Genomic DNA, 17,328 nt, shown 5'->3' with positions numbered 1-17,328 from the left:
CATGGAACTAGACAAAGAGCAACAAGCTCGATTGACCTTTTTGGCAGAGGCGGAAACCTATTTCGAGGAAATTGAAACTGTCCTGTTAGGTCTGAAAACGGCAGATGATCGCCTGGGTGAGATTAATATTGCCATGCGTGCTGCTCACTCTGTTAAAGGTACAGCTGGCATGATGGGCTTTGTCGAGCTTAGTCAGGTTGCTCACCAGCTAGAAGATGCATTTAAAATTCTGCGTGCCCGACGGCTATCGGTAGATACCTCCCTGGAAACTCTGCTACTGCAGGGGGTGGATTGTTTGCGAACAGTTCGTCAGCACTATCAGCAGCAGCTACCCATAGACTCCCAGTGGTTAGCCACTGATATTGAGCCTATATTTAAAAAGCTAAATCAACATCTGGGTGATCTCACCCCTGAAGATGAGGCTCGTCTGTTGTCAGAAGACAATGATGAAAATCTTGATGTCATGATTTTCACAACAAGTGTTGAAGATTGTCTAGAAGAGTTTCATCAAGACCTATCTCAACTGCGGGGCGATGATCTCAGACAAGCTGTGGTTGCTATGGCTCAACGGATGTCTGAGTTTGGCATGATGGCTCAGTTGGAGGCATTTGTATCCCTATGCGATTCTGTGCAACAACAGTGCCTGTCTGCTCAGCCTGAATCTATTGATGCGATCGCACATCAGGCGCTGAAAACCTGGCAGCGAAGTCATTCACTGGTTCTTTTAGGACGTACAGAAGGGTTGCCCTCTCAGTTAAAACCACTTACCGACATCTCGGGTACACAGCATCACGACCTGAGCGATCTGTCTTTACCAGAGCTTTTAGATGAGCGACCTAATAGTGCCGATGATATTGATTTTCTGCAAGACCCGCTAACCTCCTTAGAGGCCATTGATGCCTTCCCCACTGCTGAGCTGATAGAAGGGGAGCCAACCAACGATCAGACGGTTGATCTAGAGGCTTTGCAGGCACAGTTTGCGAAGCTACCGCTAGAACCAGAGCTAGAACCGGCTGATGCGACTACCATAGCTCCCGAGTTAGTCCAGCCGAGTCTTCATCAGGCAGAGAAACCGACTGGTGAAGAGATAGCTAGTCAAGAGATAGCTAGTGAAGAACTCTCTGGCGAAGCGATTAAATCAACGTCTAGCCTAGAGGCTATTCCGCTGATCCCTTTGAATATGCCGCCGCCGGTCGCTGTCCCCAGTACACAAAAAACAACAACGGTGCGGGTATCGGTTGATCAGCTCAAGCAAATTAACAGTAATTTCGAGGCTCTGATTCTTAACCGAAATGCAGTCAACCTTAAACTAGAACAGCTACAGACATTTAGTGAGTTGATGCAGGAGCGTATGGCCGCCCTGACATTATTTAATACCGAGCTACGTCAGTGGTATGACCGGGCATCAACGGAAGGACCCATGGGGGCTGTGGCTGAAAATGTTGCCGTGGCCGGTGTTGCCAATAGCATCAACGGATCGAGTCAGAATGGACGTGGCCGAGCTGTTGAAGTTGCTGCCCCCGAAGAACTAGATGCTCTAGAATTTGACCGTTACTCTCAGCTCCATTTGTTGGCCCAGGAACATATGGAGACCATTGTTAAACTTGAAGAGGTAAGCCGTGACATTGAGTTAGGCCTGAATGAGATGGATCAGGCCATCGGCGGGCTTAACTACACCAGTCGTCTGCTTAAAAACCGCATCACCCAGACCCAGATGCGTCCGTTTGAAGAGATTGTCGGACGTTTCCCTCGGGCGCTACGGGACTGGTCAGTACAGTATGGCAAACCTGTAGAACTTAAGATTGAGGGAGCCAGTACCCTGATCGAACAGTTTGCCTTAGATCAGCTGAGCGATCCGCTGATGCACCTTTTGCGCAACTCGTTTGACCACGGTATTGAAAGCCCTGAAAGCCGTCGAATACAGCAAAAGCCTGCCGTAGGCACCATTGCCCTGCGGGCGGTGAATCGTGGTAACCGAGTGGTGATTACCCTGAGCGATGACGGTGGTGGGATTAACTTGGAGGGCGTTCGCGATCGCATCCGTAAATACAACCTCCCAGCTGAGCAGGTGGATGCCATGGAGCGTCAAGAGCTATTGTCCTTTATCTTTGAACCGGGCTTTAGCACCAGTAGTCAGGTTACTGAACTATCGGGGCGGGGCTATGGGATGGATGTAGTTCGCACCAACCTGAGAGAATTACAAGGTGATATTCAGGTGGATACGGAGCCCGGTCAAGGCACCACATTTACCATGAGTATTCCGCTATCGTTGTCGATTTTGCGGGTCATGCTATTGGAACGCAATGGCTCTGTCTTTGCCTTACCCGTTGATGCGGTGCAAGAAGTAATCAGAACTCCAGCCGCAGAGATTACTGAACCATCCATGACCTGGAGAGACACCTCTATTCCCCTCGTGCGTGTAGAAGATCATTGGACAATGCTGGCCAGACCGCTAGACATGAGTGGTCAACCCTTGATCAACTGCCCGATGATCGTGGTAGTGGGCGAAGACGATGGTTACTATGGTCTGAATATCGACCGCTTCTGGCAAGAACAAGAAGTCGCTATCCGTCCAGTGGCGAGTCCCATACCGCTACCTCCTGGATTTAGCGGTGTTACGGTGCTGGGTGATGGTCGCGTCATTCCTCTGATTGAACCGATCCAGCTGATGACATGGATTGTGGCAGGCGCTAAACGAGAGGCTGCTCAGCCAGTGGATCCCGTATTGTCCTTACCCTCTCAATCGGCCAAAATTTTGGTGGTTGACGATTCGATTCATGCGCGTCGTTATATGGCAACGACGCTAGAGCGATCAGGATATCTGGTGGAGCAGGCTAAGGATGGTCGAGAGGCCGTAGATAAATTGATCGCCGGTCTAACTGTGGAGGCGGTAATTTGTGATATTGAAATGCCTCGACTAGATGGCTACGGCGTTCTAGAAGAGCTTAGGGAAAAGCCGGAATATGAAGAGTTGCCGATTCTGATGCTGACGTCTCGAAGCAGTGAGAAGCATCGTAAGCTGGCCATGAATTTAGGGGCGACGGCTTATTTTTCAAAACCGTATAACGAGCAGGAACTGCTGAAGGAATTGAAGGTACTCACTAAGGTTTAGGTGCTCTAGAAGCCGCCGTGCTTTATCAAGCATCGTGCACAAAAAAGAAGAAACGATCAAACGAGATGGTTGCTAATGGCAAGGGCAATAGGTCTTCGTTGCAAGACTTGATTGAACAAAATTTGACTGAGGTCACTTATTTGACTGAGGTCACTTCATAGAAATCATCCTGACTGGTTCACCCCAAAGCCCCGACCGTCATCTGACAATAGTCAATACTTCTTCCCCTCCAGGAAGAAGCAATGGTGTATATTGAGCTCTAGCTCCATAGCTACAGTCATTAGAGCCTTTTAGGAAAAGTTGGGTTCACTGATGTAGGTAACTGATGTAGGTAACAGTGATTAAAACAGTGATCCTTCTTTATGAAAAAGCTAGCAATTGCCGGAATTGGTGCAGGTGTTCTTGCTGTTGGCCTATACTTCGGTGCAAATCTCTACGGCACTAAAGTCGCCGAGGCCAAGGTAAACAAATTAATTGACAGCATGGAAGAGGAGAACCTGGCTGTTGAGTACAAGGATATTAGCTTCAAACCCCTGGCCCAGGATGTCCATGTCAAAGATATTACGATCACGTCTAAGGATGATCCCTCTGAGGTCACTATCAAGAAAGTTATCATCCGTGATATTGATGAAAAATCAGATGTGCCCACGGTGTTTGATGCATCAATTCAGGGGATAGTGGTGGACTTAAACCAGCCGGAACAGTTAGAAATGGCTGACTTTTTGCAGAGGGCTGGTTATGACACTGCGCTAAGTTTCGATATTGATACAAAGTATCGGTACAACCAGGCCAAGCGTGAGATGAGTGTCGAAACGTTTAAGGTTAGTGCCGATCAGGTGGGAGATTTGGTTGTCAATATGAAGCTGGGCAATGTCGACATGGAAGACGTTGAGTCAAAAGATGTGGCCCCTACTAACATGGATACGATTTTCCACAGTTTTGAAATTACCTATCGGGATAATTCGTTTGCGGAGAAGCTGTTAGCATCGATGGCGGCTGAGGATGGTAAAAGTGTGGATGAGTTTAAGGCTCAGTTAACCAGTCAGCTTATGGGTGCCAGTCAGTTTTTGGTGTCGCCTGATAATGAGGTGGCAGCTGATGCGGTGAATGAGGTGGTTGCGTTTATTGAAAATCCGAAGGGGTTTAGTATTTCGGCTAAGCCGGAGCAGCCAATGCAGTTGATGAATCTGATGACTGAGAATCCTGATGATTGGATGGATAAGCTTAATATTGAGGTTAAATCTTTTTAGGCAATTGGTGGTGGACAGATGCCGCTGGACATACTCCGGAACGCATTGTTCGCCGATTAGGAAGAGGTAGGTTAGGATTGCAATCAACCATTTCGTGTTCCTGTAGACAGCGGCAGCTCAAGGCTTGGGGCTATGTTAGTTGCGCTCCAGATATAGTCGTCTCAAATTCCTATGGCGTTGAGTCACCTCATCTCCTATAATTGGGGACTGGAATATTCCTACAAAGGAGCTAAACGCTACATGGCGCGATATAGAGGTCCTCGCCTTCGCATTACTCGCCGCTTGGGTGAACTACCCGGTTTAACCCGGAAAGTTGCCCGTAAGGCCTATCCCCCTGGTCAACATGGTCAGGCGCGGAAGAAAAAGTCCGAATATTGTATTCGTCTAGAAGAGAAGCAAAAGCTTCGTTATAACTATGGTGTGACTGAGCGTCAGCTACTGCGCTATGTGAAAAAAGCACGTCGTGCCAGTGGTTCTACTGGGCAGGTAATTCTGCAGCAGCTAGAAATGCGCTTGGATAACACTATTTTTCGATTGGGTATGGGACCTACGATCCCCGCTGCTCGCCAAGTCGTTAACCACGGTCACATCACCGTCAACGGTCGCGTTGTTAGCATCCCTAGCTACCAGTGCCGTCCTGGTGATGTCATCGGTGTTCGCCCTAAAGATGTTTCGAAGAAGCTAGTGGAAGCAAACCTTGAATTTCCTGGTTTGGCGAATATCCCCACTCACCTTGAGTTTGATAAAGCCAAGCTCGAAGCTAAGGTGAACAGCATCATCGAACGTGAATGGATAGCCCTCAACGTCAACGAACTACTCGTAGTTGAGTACTACTCCCGTAAAGCGTAGACCTACTGTCGCTCTACTTGAATACTTTAGGCATACCCTGCTGTATTCTTACCGCGCTAGTTTAGTAATTTCCATTAGCCCCTGAGGTCCGTCAGCCCTAGGGGTTTTATTTATGGTTAATAGCCCCGCCAATAGCCGATAGCTCTTTGTCTACACTGGCATCCACGACAAGACAATCAGCTCGCCCTGGACCACGCCAATGCGTAGCTCATAAATAAACTCATAGCGGTCTTCGTTTCTATCCCAGGCTGTAATCCATAGCTCGTAGGCCCGAGTATCGCGCTCATGACAGGGGAGCTGTCGCAGAACATCAATTTGATAACCTCGGTAGCTCTGTAGAAGATCGGCAACAGCAGTGGTCACGGCTGACGAATAGTGTTGCTCTGAGTAAATTCTCGGAAATGCCATGAATGGACGCCTAGATGCGAGAGTGATTCTATTCTTAGCCTACGTGACGTTACGGATGGGGGTCAGGGTTTCGGGTAGTGTGTGAAGTTTTTGAGAAGAAAATCATAGTTTGGATTAGCAATGCCAAGTAAAATATTGACTTACAACCGCATGGATTCTTAGCTTGATGAGCATAGATACAGAAAGACTCCAAACCTTACTCAGCCGTGCTCAGCAGTTAACCGAAGCAGAAGCACTGGCGGATTTGCCAGCTGCGATCGCTGAGCGCCTAAAGACAGAAACTGCTACACCTTTAGTGGCAGCCTTGAATTTGAGCGATGCCCTATGGATTGATAATCCCTATAAAGCGGAAAAGGGGGCTTCACGGGCAGTGCGGGTGATCCAGCGCGACCAAGCCGTAATCCGTGCGCTGGCATTTTATCGCCTTAAAGGTGGCACTGATTTAGAAAAAACAGCAACATTTTTTGAAGAGACGTTTGCGGCTGCCACCAAACATGACGGACAGGTGAGCCATTCCGAATAGAAAACCTGTAGGGGCGCACCGCCTTGCGCCCTCTAGCAACAACCGCCGTACGCCCCTACGAAAAATCTCTTATGTGTGGTGATCGATGACGTGGGGAATCAGCGAGTGAGGTTTTTCTAAATCATAGGTGTGCATTAAGTCATTGTCTCCCATAATCTCTCTGGGAGGACCATCGGCAACAATTCTACCTTGGTACATGATCAGGGTGCGATCGCAAACCTCCAACAAAAACTCTAAGTCGTGGGAAGCAATTACCATAGTTTGTTGCAAGCCTTGCATAAAGGTGATCAAACGTCGTCGACTGCGGATATCAAGGCTGGCGGTAGGCTCATCGTATAAAACAATCTGGGGATTCATGGCCAAGAGACCAGCAATGGCCACCATTTGTTTCTCTCCACCCGATAGGTGATGGGGAGGGCGCTCAGCTAAAGGCTGTAACCCCGTCAAAGCAATTGCTGCATCTACTCGCTCATCTACCTGTTGGGGCTGTAGATCCATATTTGCTGGGCCAAAACGAATATCGTCTCGTACCGATGCAGAAAATAATTGGTTGTCGGGGTTTTGAAACAACAATCCAATTTGAGGATTAAACCCACCAGTCACAACAGGTTTATCCATCAGTCGCACAGTGCCAGACATGGGGGTAAGCGCTCCGCAGAGAAGCATAAACAAGGTGGTTTTCCCACAGCCATTGTGGCCGATAATCCCCACCCGTTCGCCAGGAGTAACCTGTATGCAGATATTATCAAGTATCTGGGGCCGATCAGGATAGGAAAAACAAAGATGCTCAATGGCAATCGCTGCTGTTATAGCCGGAAAAACAGCAGGTGCTACTGGCTTCTTGGGTAGCAGAGACGTCATAGATACTACTCAGAGAGTGGGCGTTTGTGCTTTGAAGAGAGATTGAAATGAATGTCAAGTTTTTAATGTTGAATTTTAAGTTGGAGAATCTGTTTAGAGAATTAAGATTTATAAAAATGAGGAAGAATAGACTTCAACGGAGATCTTGGATGTGATCAAAATTGAGTGGGCCATTCAGAACTCAAAACTAACCTATCCCCCAGGAACTACTGGCCAAATTTGCAGACTCATTAAAATCAGAGCAATGGTAGCGCATAATCCAATGGCTGCAATGTCAGGGGCACGCCCCCAGCCTTGAATCTGAGAGGACATGTTGCTACGACCATTACTATAACCTCGCAGTCGCATGGCTTTGTACACCCGCTCAGATTGTTCATAGCTGCGCACCAATAACGTGCCAGTTACGGCTGCCAATTGTTGCCAACTTTGACGATTACCCCCTGGTTGAAAGCCTCGCAGCCGCATGGCCTGACGTAAAATGGCGAGCTGGTCGGCAATGTCAAATAAATATCGATAGGCCAGCAGTGCCATTTCTGCCATTAATGTTGGCAACCCCAGGGAGACTAATGTATCAATCAGTTTTAACAGTGGGGTAGTGCCCAATAACAGCATGCCAATGGTGACGATAGAGAGAAATCGCCCTGCAATTAAACCCATGGCCATCAGGCCTTCTTGTCGGATGGCGAGGGGCCCCCACTGCCAGAGAATGGTGCTGCCTGATAACAGGGGTAACGCGATTACCATGCCCAGGACAAAGAGCCCAGGATAGCGGAGGCGCGATCGCAAAAATGACCAGGGTAACCCGGAGAGCATATACAGCACAGCGGTCACCAATAAGCAAATTGGCACCAGCTGCACCTGTTGCACACTGGTAAAGCCCAGCATTAACAGCCCTAAGCCGACTAATTTGCTACGGGGCCACCAGCGATGCAGGGGAGATTGCAATGCTGTATAAGAGTCGAGGGTTAGTCGCATAGTTGTTCTCCCGATGAGGGCATGGGCTCAACGGGTCTGATATCTAAGCCGGTCAACAATTCTGGTTTTGTCCGCTGTAAAAATGTCACCAGCAGTGCAGTAAAAATGCCCTCAACAATCACCAAGGGTCCATGGGCGATCGCCAGGGTGAACAGGGCTGCCCGTTCAGTGGCGACATCAAAGCCAGCAGGCACCGTGAAAGTCAGCAGACTGATAAAAATGATCACCGCCAGTGCCATGCCAACAGCTCCCGCTAAAAATCCGCTCAGACCATAGCGCATTGATGGTTTTATAGAGCGGGGCAACCAATGCCGCAATTGAAAAATGCCATGGCCCACTAAGGCCGGTACACCAATGATGATGGCGTTTAATCCGAGGGTGGACAACCCGCCGTGGCCTAAAAATAAGGCCTGAAAAAATAAACCAATCAAGATCGCTAAAAAAGCGTAATAGCCCAAAATTGCTCCTAGTAGTCCACTGAGCACCAGATGCAGGGTCATGGGCGGGAGGGGGATCTGAATGGATGAGGCAACAAAAAAGGCCGCTGTCAGCATAGCCGCTTTGGGCATTTGGGCCGTCGGGTTGGGTTGCCGGTTAATTTTTCGCAGACATTGCCAGGTAACAAACCCGCTGACACCATACCCGATGATGCACAGTTGGGGGGGGACAAAACCATCTGGAATATGCACTAAGACTGTTTACCTCGCGAAAAAAATAAAACTGTCCCGATCAGGCCCCACAGTGCGGCTCCAGCACTGGCCCAGCGTTGTAGGGGATTAGTCAATGGTTCCGATGACGATACCAGAGCCGTTGTGCTCCTGGCGACAGCTTGAGGATTTTCTACCTGTGCCACCGCCTGATTAGTGACGGGAACGTTGACGGTGGTACCATGGCCCGCTTGCCGAATAACAACTTCCCAATCGCCTTCTGTGTCAGGACTAAATTCAAAATTCCCTTGTTCATCGGTTTGTCCCGTTAACCAAGGCTCATCGGGGTTGTCAGGCCTGTAAACCACCACCTGGGCTGAAGCCATGGGTTCTCCAGAAGAATAGCTGGCTTCGACGGAAAAGGTTTGGGTAACGGTTGCGATCGCACCGTGGCTCCAGCCCGGTTGCCCCCATAACAATGCCAACCCCAAACCATTGAGCCACCATAACCACAATAGCCATCGCCCATTCAAACTAAAGGAAGATTCCCTTGAGTATTGTTTAGCTGAACCCACCATAGATGCACATAAGGAATTTCCCCAATTAGTTAAGCGTCTTCTCTTTTATGGGTTCAATGCCCCAGGGGGGGACATGGGCTAACTAAAGTCCCAAAATCGTAAAGTCGCTGGTGCCCAATGGAGAACACCAGCGACTTTAAAGAAAATTGGAAGACTCAATTAACCCTGAGCAAGGGATAAAGAAGTTAACAGTAGAGGGTCGAGCCAGGCAACATTTCTTACCTATCGAATGCTTGTGTTCGACAACCGACTTGCCAACAGTTCAGGTGCAGTTAGAACCTGGGCATAAAAAGGACCGTGGTCTGCATCTTGAGCAAGCCGAATATTCTGCACACGGCTAGCAATTTCAGTGCTTTTCACATCGTAGGTTTGAGTCGCCAACTTAGGGTACAAACCGATGCCAATGATGGGCACTAGCAAAGAGACAGCCACAAATGCTTCGCGAGGCTTGATATCCCAGGAGGTGTTGTTGGGAATTTCCAGCTCACCAGGAGTACCAAAGAAGATGCGACGCAGCATGGACAGCAGATAAATCGGAGACAAAATCACACCGATAGCAGCCAAAATTACGATGATTGCCTTAAATAAGGTGCTATAGGCATCACTGGTGGAGAACCCAAGGAAGACAGCTAGCTCAGCCACAAAACCACTCATACCGGGCAGCGCCAAAGACGCCATGGCACCGGCAGTAAACATCCCGAAGGCCACGGGCATGGCTTTGCCCATGCCACCCATTTTGTCCATCGCCAGGGTGTGAGTACGCTCGTAAGCCACCCCAGAGAGGAAGAACAGAACTGCCGCAATCAGACCATGGGAAATCATCTGTAGCAGAGCACCGCTTATACCCAAGGTAGTAAATGCTGCCAAACCGATGAGGACAAATCCCATATGGGCCACAGATGAATAAGCCATGCGGCGCTTGAGATTGTCCTGACCAAAGGCTGCTAAAGAAGCGTAGACAATGTTAATTACGCCAAGGATTGCCAGGATGGGTGCGAAGTAAACATGGGCATCCGGCAACATCTCGATGTTCATACGAATAAGGCCATAGCCTGCCATTTTCAGCAGCACACCTGCCAAAATCATGGACACAGGCGCAGGGGCTTCGCTATGGGCATCCGGTAGCCAGGTATGAAATGGAAAGACCGGTAGCTTGACGCCAAAGGCAATCAAAAAGCCCGTGTAGGTCAGCAGCTGCATCGGTAACGAATATTCCTTAGCAGCCAGCTCGCTGAAGTTAAAGGTGAGATTGTCACCGTAGAAGGCCATTGCCAGAGCTGCCAACAAAATAAAGATGGAGCCGATAGCCGTGTAGAGAATAAATTTAGTCGCCGCATAGAGACGCTTCTGACCGCCCCAGATAGAGATCAGCAGATAGACCGGTACGAGTTCTAGCTCCCACATGATGAAGAACATCAACATGTCTTGGGTCAAGAAAACGCCGACCTGGGCGCTGTACATCAGCAGCAGCAGTGAAAAATAAAGCCTGGGCTTCATGGTGATATTCCAGGAAGCAACCACTGCCAGCGTTGTGACTAGTCCGCTCAAAATCACTAAAGGCATGGACAGACCGTCAGCCGCCAGTGACCAGTTAAGACCGATTTGAGGAACCCAAGCAAAGTTATCAACTAGCTGTAAGCCGGTCTGATTGAGATCGTAGTAGTTAGCAAATGTATAAAAAATGAGGCTCAGTTCGGCCAAGCAAGCGCCAAGGGTATACCAGCGGATAGTTTTACCCTCGCTATCTGGTAGCAAAGGAATAGGGATAGCCGCTAGGAGGGGGAAAATAACTAGCGCTGTTAACCACGGAAAGTGTTCAACAATCATGCCAACTCATGCGTACAACTCGTAGAGGCGCATTTTGCCGAGAGGCAGTTGGTCTAGCTTGAAGCGAAAAGGCTTGTTGTTTACAACGTACCCCCTGTCAGGGGAGCTACTGTCTTCGCGGCGGCCTTGGTCGAAGAGGTCGGAGGAATTCAGGAGCACGATGTACTAAAGAAAAACTAGGCTAACTAACCGGACGGCAATGAGGAAAAATACCTATTGAAATACGCCCAGTCACAGTATATGTAATTTGGTTAACTTTTGATAAGGTCTAAAGTCTTAAAAATCATTTGTTTTCTTAATCGGCCAGATATATAAAGCTCTTGGCAAGATGTTAGAGCATCACACATAAAAAAAAGATATAGAGGTAATCAATCACATTTATGTAAATTTGTATTTATAAAAATGTGAATAAATAAAAATATGTAATGTGACTAACCCTGTCTGTGGGGGCACTTGTGATGCGGCTTAGCTAATGAGGTTAGCTTGGGTGCCCTGGTGATCAATGGCGAGTTGATGAACGGTATAGGGGATATTGACTGATTGCCAGGATTTACCCAGGGTTTGCTGGATAGTGGGTGCGGTTTCTGGACTGGCTAGGGTCAATAGTGTGGGGCCAGCGCCGCTGATGACAAGGCCCCAAGCTCCGGCATTAAGGGCGTCTTGATGGATGTCGTCGTAATTTGGAATGAGGGTTTTGCGGTAGGGCTGGTGGATGCGATCGCACAGTGCTGTTCTCAACCAGTCGCCATTGCCAGTGGCTAGGGCTTGAGTTAGTAGACCCAGGTGAGCCGTATTAAAGATGGCATCAGCGCGGCTATAGCTTTCGGGTAGAACTCTACGGGCTGCAGATGTCGATAGCTCAAAGTCTGGAATGGCGACGATGGGAATGATGGATTCATGCCAGGGCAGTTGGCAGATGGCGAGAGGTATATTTTCACTATGGACAGCGAGTTGGCAGCCGCCAAGCAGGGCGGGGACAACGTTGTCGGGGTGACCTTCTAATTCGGTGGCGAGGCTAGCGAGCTGACTGTGAGTTAGGGGGCTGCCTGCTAATAGGTTTGCGCCGACGATGCCGCCAACAATGGCGGTAGATGAGCTGCCTAGTCCACGGGATAGGGGAACGTGGAGGTCAATCGCAATGTGGACAGGTGGGGCGCTTTTTTGTAAGTGGTTATAAAAGGCTTCGTAGGATTTGTAGACGAGATTGTCGGGGCCGGTGCTGAGGCGATCAGCTTCTTTACCGGTGATGGTAATGGTGAGAGTGTCGGCAGGGGTAAATGTGAAGTGGTTGTGGAGGGTGAGGGCTGCACCAAGGCAGTCGAAGCCGGGACCAATGTTGGCGGTGGTTGCGGGGACTGTTACTTGGGCGGTTTGAGGCATTGTGATTTGGTTAAAAGTGTCTTGTTTGAAAGGAAGCCGCAAGGGGCCTCCCCGTTTGGGAAGGGGCCCAACGGGCGGTGTGGGTTAACTGAGACAAACACAGCCGATACCCCGTAGGGTGGGTTGAGCCCATGGAAACCCACCAGGTCAAACCCCATAGAATTACCCCAAGTAACCCCAAAAACGTTCCCCCGTAGGGGCTCCCCTTGTGGGTGCCCTAAAGGCGAGGGCCAAGCAATTCAGGCACCCCGTAGGGGCTCCCCTTGTGGGTGCCCTAAAGGCGAGGGCCAAGCAATTCAGGCACCCCGTAGGGGCTCCCCTTGTGGGTGTCCTAAAATCAAGGTTCCAAGCAATCAGTATTCCAGATTAGAAGTACCCGTGGCTATCCAACGCCGCTTTTAATCGGGCAATCACATCCGGCACCGAAATCGCCCCCAAATCCCCTTCCTGCCGTGTACGAATGCTGAGGCTATTGTTCTCAACCTCTTTAGCACCAATCACCGCCATCACCGGGATTTTCGCCTTTTCAGCATTACGCACCATCTTGCCTAGGCGCTCGCCACTGCGGTCAACCACAACGCGCATACCTAGCTGTTGCATTTGCTCAGCTACTTGCTCAGCAAAGGGCAGCTGCTCAGCAGTTACAGGCATTAGCCGTGCTTGCTCGGGGGCGAGCCATAGGGGGAAGAGGCCAGCATATTCTTCGATCAAAATACCGATCAGACGCTCTAACGACCCAAAGGGAGCTCGGTGGATCATCACCGGACGCTGACGGGTGCCATCCGCAGCGACATATTCCAAATCAAACCGTTCTGGCAGGTTGTAATCTACCTGGGTGGTGCCCAACTGCCACTCACGACCCAGGACGTCGGTAAAGATAAAGTCGAGCTTCGGTCCATAGAAGGCGGCTTCGCCAATGCCTTCAAAGTGCTCCATGCCTAAGGTTTCAACGGCACGGCGGATGGCGTTTTGGGATTTTTCCCACACGTCATCGGAACCAATGTATTTGTCAGAGTCGGGATCTCGGAAGCTTAGGCGAGCTTTAAAGTTGTCTAGCTGCAGGCTCTTGAAGACCGCCAGAATCAGATCGACCACCTTGAGGAATTCGTCGTCTAACTGGTCTGGGGTGACAAATAAATGGGCGTCATCAACGGTAAAGCCGCGTACCCGTGTAAGACCACCCAGCTCACCGGACTGCTCATAGCGATAAACTGTGCCAAATTCGGCCAGGCGCATAGGCAGCTCTTTGTAAGAGCGCAGTTCATCTTTGTAAATCTGAATGTGGAAGGGACAGTTCATGGGTTTCATGACGAAGCCCATTTCATTGGCTTTGTCCTCTTCTGTTTCCGCCATCATCGGAAACATGTCTTCGCTGTACTTTTGCCAGTGGCCTGATGTTTTGAACAGGTCTACCTTGGCAATATGGGGGGTGACAACGGAGAGATAACCGCGCTTAACCTGCTCCTGCTTAAGGAAGTCTTCTAGGGTAGAGCGCAGCAGGGTACCTTTGGGTGTCCAAAGCGGTAGGCCAGGGCCAACATCCTCAGAGAATAAAAATAATCCCAGCTCTTTGCCTAACTTGCGGTGATCCCGCTTTTTGGCTTCTTCACGACGGCGTTTGTATTCTTGCAGTTGCTCAGGGGTTTCCCAGGCAGTTCCGTAGATGCGTTGGAGCTGTGCTTTAGTTTCGTCACCACGCCAGTAGGCTCCAGCAACGCTTTCTAGATCAAAGGCTTTGGGATGTAATTTGCGCGTGCTTTCTACATGGGGACCAGCGCACAGGTCCCACCACTGATCGCCCAGATGGTAAAGGGTTATGGGCTCTTCGATACTATCTAAAATTTCGAGCTTGTAGGGTTCTCCTAAAGCTTCAATGCGTTTTTTCGCTTCTTCTCTCGATACTTCTTCCCGTTCAACCGGATAATCCTTTTTGATAATCTTGATCATCTCCTTCTTGATCGTTTTTAGATCTTTATCAGAGAAGGGATCGGGATTATCAAAATCGTAGTAAAACCCGTATTCGGTCCAAGGACCAATGGTGACCTGAGCTTTAGGGAATAAACGCTGTACAGCCATTGCCATCACGTGGGAAAACGTATGGCGAATGCGCTTAAGGTCTTCGGACTCGTCCGTTTTGGGAAGGTATATGTTTTCAGACTCAGCCATAGGAACTGTTCGGGTTCGATAACATCTGTCAGATTAGCTAAGACACTGGGTATCCCTATAAGCTTATAAATTAAAACGCTAATCTGATTCGCAATCAACGAATGTATCCGTTGATTGGGACACGTGCCGCATCCTAGCTTAGACAGGCGCTATGGCTTTGGCAATATGCATGCAAATTCAGTAAACATCGTGTGGGGTGATGTAGGTTTATCAGGGTATCAGAGTTCAATAACATCGATCTCTGAGTTGCAATCTTTCTAAAGAGTTGTGCCAAACGGAAATCGGTGTGGTATCGTTGATGCTTGTGAAATTCAGCGCGTGTATTAGTTAGCGTTGCCCCCCGATTGAGGGCCTGAATTTTTAATGTACGACACAGTTTTTTCAGAAAACTAAATCCTTTCGTTTATGGCTAAAACCACAACAGCTGCCCCATTGGTATTGCATCCAATGGCTAAGTTTCAGCGTCAAGTGAAGTCCCTTGTAGAATCTGACGTCATCAAGTCCACCGATAAGCTCTGGAAAATAGCGTTCTTGTTTAGAAATAACTGGGAGCACTGGAAGCATGAGCTTGAAGAGTTTGAGTTTTCTATGCAAGATCCCATTAGCGATTTACTAGCTGTGGAGAGTTGGGAAGAAGAGCAGTAAGGCTGCCCATGGCGTCTGTCATTCTGTTGATCTGCTCTCAGGCAAACAGCATTGAGGATAGCCATAGCGCCAGAAATGGCAACAGGAAGAATAGTCCCATGACATAGCCAATGGCAACGATACGATAGTTGCGTGTAGCAGTGGCTAGCTGCTGTGCTAAGGCTAAAGGCACACTGCGTAAAGCTGGGATGCCATAAATCAAAATTACAGCTGCCAAATTAAAGCTTAAGTGCACTATCGCTAGCTGCAATGCCACTGGGCTGGCAACGGCCAAAGTGGCGATGAGGGCTGTTATACATGTGCCGATGTTTGCCCCTAAAACAAATGGGTAAATACTTTCCAATGTGGTAATTTCAGCGGCTGCTAGGGGCACCACTAGACTGGTGGTCATGGAGGATGACTGTAGCACTGCTGTCAACCCTGTACCTGTGAGTAAAGCACCCAATTTTGAGCCATGGCCCAGTGCCCAATACATGGTCTCCTTGGCAAAGGTGCTTAACCAATGTTTCATTAGCCAGCCTAAGGCGGTAACACAGATCATTAGGCCGCCAACGCTAGTCCCAAATAGCAGCAAAGCATCCCATGGTCCGGACAATGTATTAATGCCATAGGCTGCTACCCAATGGACGGGTTGCAATAGCCAGTCTATGGGAGATACAACGCTGGTGGGAAAAATAGCGAGCTGATTGCTTTGCTCTAAGAGTATTTGGCTTAGTCGCTCTAGGGGGTGCAGCCATAGTTCTATGGGAAAGAAAATAACCAGGGCAAGTAGATTAAAGCAGTCGTGAATGGTGGCAGCGGCGAACCCCCGTTCAAATTCGTCATCGCTGCCAAGGTAGCCCAGGCTGACTAGGGTATTTGTAATGGTGGTGCCAACATTTGCCCCCATCACCATGGGAATGGCCGTGGCTAAGGGGAGACCACCAGCAACCAGGCCCACCAATAGGGTGGTAATAATGCTGGATGACTGCACTAAAGCAGTGGCTAGAATGCCCAGTAACAGGCCTAACCAGGGGGTGGCGGCTAAGTTCAACCAGCTTTCTATCTGGGGACCAAAAATCGATTGAAACCCAAGATTTAGTAGATCAATAGAGGCAAAAAGGCCATAAATGGCTGTTAGGATACCGCCTGCGTAGAGCCAGGATTGACCTAAACTAGGTGTCTGAGACTCTAATGGGCTATTTTCTACTGAGGATAGTGTTTCAGCGGCTGCATTAGCCGTTGACGATAGATCAGTTGCTGCTGCTGTTGTTTTGTCGGTTTCAGCAAGAGCATTGGAGTCACTTTGAGAAGAAGAAGTTGCCATGAACGTTGATGCGCTAATTAACTGGGTTGAAGCCTGGGCTCCACCTGCGTGGCAGGAGGCTTGGGATAATTGTGGCTGGCAAATTCAGCCTGGTATTCTGTCTCAACCGGCGGGGGTCTTAGTCTGTCTGACGCCAACGCTGGCGGTCATGGCCGAGGCGATTCGGCTTAAAGAGGAGGGTGCCCCAGTTAACCTTATCTTTGCGCACCATCCCTTAATTTTTAGTCCACTCAAATCTGTGGCAGCGGGGGATGCGGTTGGGGATATGGTTCGTCTCAGCATTACCCATGGCATTGGGGTGTACAGTGCCCATACTAATTTTGATCAGGTCGCTGATGGTACGGCTGATGTTTTGGCCCAGTTGATACAGCTACAAAATTCGGTACCGGTGGTGCCCACCCAAGATGGTTTAGGCTATGGTCGAGTGGGTGATTTGCCAAGTGCTCAGTCTTTGGATGAGCTGCTGGCGTTGATTCAGGCTAAGCTCAACCCGCCAAATTTAATTCATTCACTGACGGCGGATTTACAGCAAGTGATTGACCGGGTTGCTGTGTTGGGTGGTTCCGGTGCCAGCTTTATGTCGGCGGTTGCAACAACGGGAGCCCAGGCCTATCTGACGTCCGATTGCAAGTTTCACCAGTTTCAGGAAGGACGCGATCGCAACCTGATCCTGATCGATGCAGGCCACTATGCCACCGAGCGCCCCGCCTGTGCCAAACTTGTGGAGAAATTTCAGCAACAGGGCGTTACCTGGACCCAACTTAGCACCACCGACGAAGACTTCCGTCAGTTTTGGTGAGA

15 protein-coding genes are annotated in these 17,328 nt (G+C 49.3%); 6 read left to right on the top strand and 9 right to left on the bottom strand.

Annotated features, from left to right (window positions below; genetic code table 11):
* Position 1: 1 nt before the first annotated feature.
* From U2F10_RS01275 to rpsD, 3 genes are all read left to right on the top strand, one after another.
* Complete coding sequence (locus U2F10_RS01275; RefSeq protein WP_499870272.1) at positions 2-3,112, top strand: hybrid sensor histidine kinase/response regulator; 3,111 nt, start codon at positions 2-4, stop codon at positions 3,110-3,112.
* Between the two features lie 362 nt (positions 3,113-3,474).
* Positions 3,475-4,362: an aq_1923 C-terminal domain gene (locus U2F10_RS01270; protein ID WP_499870271.1), complete on the top strand. Its 888-nt coding sequence runs from the start codon at positions 3,475-3,477 to the stop codon at positions 4,360-4,362.
* 240 nt (positions 4,363-4,602) lie between these two features.
* Complete coding sequence (gene rpsD, locus U2F10_RS01265) at positions 4,603-5,211, top strand: 30S ribosomal protein S4 (RefSeq protein WP_163659434.1); 609 nt, start codon at positions 4,603-4,605, stop codon at positions 5,209-5,211.
* 150 nt (positions 5,212-5,361) lie between these two features.
* Here the strand turns inward: rpsD and U2F10_RS01260 are convergent, their stop codons facing one another.
* Entirely contained in the window at positions 5,362-5,619 is a 258-nt protein-coding gene (locus U2F10_RS01260; RefSeq protein WP_163659435.1) for a hypothetical protein, read from the bottom strand.
* A 166-nt stretch (positions 5,620-5,785) separates the two neighbouring features.
* On the opposite strand from U2F10_RS01260, the gene U2F10_RS01255 reads away from it, so the two are divergent.
* Positions 5,786-6,142, top strand: a complete 357-nt coding sequence (locus U2F10_RS01255) for a hypothetical protein (RefSeq protein ID WP_163659436.1) — start codon at positions 5,786-5,788, stop codon at positions 6,140-6,142.
* 69 nt (positions 6,143-6,211) lie between these two features.
* Here U2F10_RS01255 and U2F10_RS01250 read toward each other — a convergent pair whose 3' ends face one another.
* From U2F10_RS01250 to thrS, 7 genes are all read right to left on the bottom strand, one after another.
* Positions 6,212-7,003: an energy-coupling factor ABC transporter ATP-binding protein gene (locus U2F10_RS01250; RefSeq protein WP_499865083.1), complete on the bottom strand. Its 792-nt coding sequence runs from the start codon at positions 7,001-7,003 to the stop codon at positions 6,212-6,214.
* 192 nt (positions 7,004-7,195) lie between these two features.
* On the bottom strand, positions 7,196-7,978 hold the full coding sequence (gene cbiQ, locus U2F10_RS01245; RefSeq protein WP_499061546.1) for a cobalt ECF transporter T component CbiQ: 783 nt from the start codon (positions 7,976-7,978) through the stop codon (positions 7,196-7,198).
* Positions 7,969-8,667 (bottom strand): cobalt transporter CbiM, encoded by a 699-nt coding sequence (gene cbiM, locus U2F10_RS01240; RefSeq protein WP_163701314.1) that lies wholly within the window; start codon positions 8,665-8,667, stop codon positions 7,969-7,971. The genes cbiQ and cbiM overlap by 10 nt, the downstream gene beginning before the upstream one ends.
* Positions 8,667-9,203 carry a carboxypeptidase-like regulatory domain-containing protein gene (locus U2F10_RS01235; RefSeq protein ID WP_499870269.1) on the bottom strand — a complete coding sequence of 179 codons (537 nt, stop codon included), beginning with the start codon at positions 9,201-9,203 and terminating at the stop codon, positions 8,667-8,669. Before U2F10_RS01235 ends, cbiM begins: the two co-directional genes overlap by 1 nt.
* Before the next feature lie 222 nt (positions 9,204-9,425).
* Positions 9,426-11,030, bottom strand: a complete 1,605-nt coding sequence (locus tag U2F10_RS01230) for an NAD(P)H-quinone oxidoreductase subunit 4 (protein WP_163659441.1) — start codon at positions 11,028-11,030, stop codon at positions 9,426-9,428.
* 465 nt (positions 11,031-11,495) lie between these two features.
* A complete protein-coding gene (gene thrB, locus U2F10_RS01225; protein ID WP_163659442.1) occupies positions 11,496-12,410 on the bottom strand; it encodes a homoserine kinase in 915 nt (304 codons plus the stop codon).
* Positions 12,411-12,776: 366 nt separating this feature from the next.
* A complete protein-coding gene (gene thrS / locus U2F10_RS01220) occupies positions 12,777-14,576 on the bottom strand; it encodes a threonine--tRNA ligase (protein WP_163701320.1) in 1,800 nt (599 codons plus the stop codon).
* 405 nt (positions 14,577-14,981) lie between these two features.
* Between thrS and U2F10_RS01215 the strand changes: the two genes are divergently transcribed.
* Positions 14,982-15,221, top strand: a complete 240-nt coding sequence (locus U2F10_RS01215; RefSeq protein WP_163659443.1) for a DUF4327 family protein — start codon at positions 14,982-14,984, stop codon at positions 15,219-15,221.
* A 37-nt stretch (positions 15,222-15,258) separates the two neighbouring features.
* On the opposite strand, the gene U2F10_RS01210 is transcribed toward U2F10_RS01215, so the two are convergent.
* The gene (locus U2F10_RS01210; RefSeq protein ID WP_499870268.1) at positions 15,259-16,527 is read right to left on the bottom strand and encodes a Na/Pi symporter; all 1,269 of its coding nucleotides are present in this window, start codon (positions 16,525-16,527) and stop codon (positions 15,259-15,261) included.
* Between U2F10_RS01210 and U2F10_RS01205 the strand changes: the two genes are divergently transcribed.
* Positions 16,526-17,326, top strand: a complete 801-nt coding sequence (locus U2F10_RS01205; protein WP_499870266.1) for a Nif3-like dinuclear metal center hexameric protein — start codon at positions 16,526-16,528, stop codon at positions 17,324-17,326. The two genes, U2F10_RS01210 and U2F10_RS01205, sit on opposite strands and share 2 nt — an antisense overlap.
* The last annotated feature ends 2 nt before the right edge of the window (positions 17,327-17,328 follow it).

Origin of the sequence: Leptothoe sp. EHU-05/26/07-4 (assembly GCF_043421015.1) — a bacterium.
Classification (GTDB): domain Bacteria; phylum Cyanobacteriota; class Cyanobacteriia; order Phormidesmidales; family Phormidesmidaceae; genus Leptothoe; species Leptothoe turfae.
The sequence above is the reverse complement of the archived record's forward strand: the minus strand, read 5'-3'. Positions and strand labels throughout refer to the sequence as shown.

What these genes read in the sequence shown, in the direction of transcription:
- U2F10_RS01275 (WP_499870272.1), top strand. Translation starts at nt 2, where the DNA reads ATGGAACTAGACAAAGAGCAACAAGCTCGATTGACCTTTTTGGCAGAG.
- U2F10_RS01270 (WP_499870271.1), top strand. Translation starts at nt 3,475, where the DNA reads ATGAAAAAGCTAGCAATTGCCGGAATTGGTGCAGGTGTTCTTGCTGTT.
- rpsD (WP_163659434.1), top strand. Translation starts at nt 4,603, where the DNA reads ATGGCGCGATATAGAGGTCCTCGCCTTCGCATTACTCGCCGCTTGGGT.
- U2F10_RS01260 (WP_163659435.1), bottom strand. Translation starts at nt 5,619, where the DNA reads ATGGCATTTCCGAGAATTTACTCAGAGCAACACTATTCGTCAGCCGTG.
- U2F10_RS01255 (WP_163659436.1), top strand. Translation starts at nt 5,786, where the DNA reads ATGAGCATAGATACAGAAAGACTCCAAACCTTACTCAGCCGTGCTCAG.
- U2F10_RS01250 (WP_499865083.1), bottom strand. Translation starts at nt 7,003, where the DNA reads ATGACGTCTCTGCTACCCAAGAAGCCAGTAGCACCTGCTGTTTTTCCG.
- cbiQ (WP_499061546.1), bottom strand. Translation starts at nt 7,978, where the DNA reads ATGCGACTAACCCTCGACTCTTATACAGCATTGCAATCTCCCCTGCAT.
- U2F10_RS01235 (WP_499870269.1), bottom strand. Translation starts at nt 9,203, where the DNA reads ATGGTGGGTTCAGCTAAACAATACTCAAGGGAATCTTCCTTTAGTTTG.
- U2F10_RS01230 (WP_163659441.1), bottom strand. Translation starts at nt 11,030, where the DNA reads ATGATTGTTGAACACTTTCCGTGGTTAACAGCGCTAGTTATTTTCCCC.
- thrB (WP_163659442.1), bottom strand. Translation starts at nt 12,410, where the DNA reads ATGCCTCAAACCGCCCAAGTAACAGTCCCCGCAACCACCGCCAACATT.
- thrS (WP_163701320.1), bottom strand. Translation starts at nt 14,576, where the DNA reads ATGGCTGAGTCTGAAAACATATACCTTCCCAAAACGGACGAGTCCGAA.
- U2F10_RS01215 (WP_163659443.1), top strand. Translation starts at nt 14,982, where the DNA reads ATGGCTAAAACCACAACAGCTGCCCCATTGGTATTGCATCCAATGGCT.
- U2F10_RS01205 (WP_499870266.1), top strand. Translation starts at nt 16,526, where the DNA reads ATGAACGTTGATGCGCTAATTAACTGGGTTGAAGCCTGGGCTCCACCT.
- U2F10_RS01210 (WP_499870268.1), bottom strand. Translation starts at nt 16,527, where the DNA reads ATGGCAACTTCTTCTTCTCAAAGTGACTCCAATGCTCTTGCTGAAACC.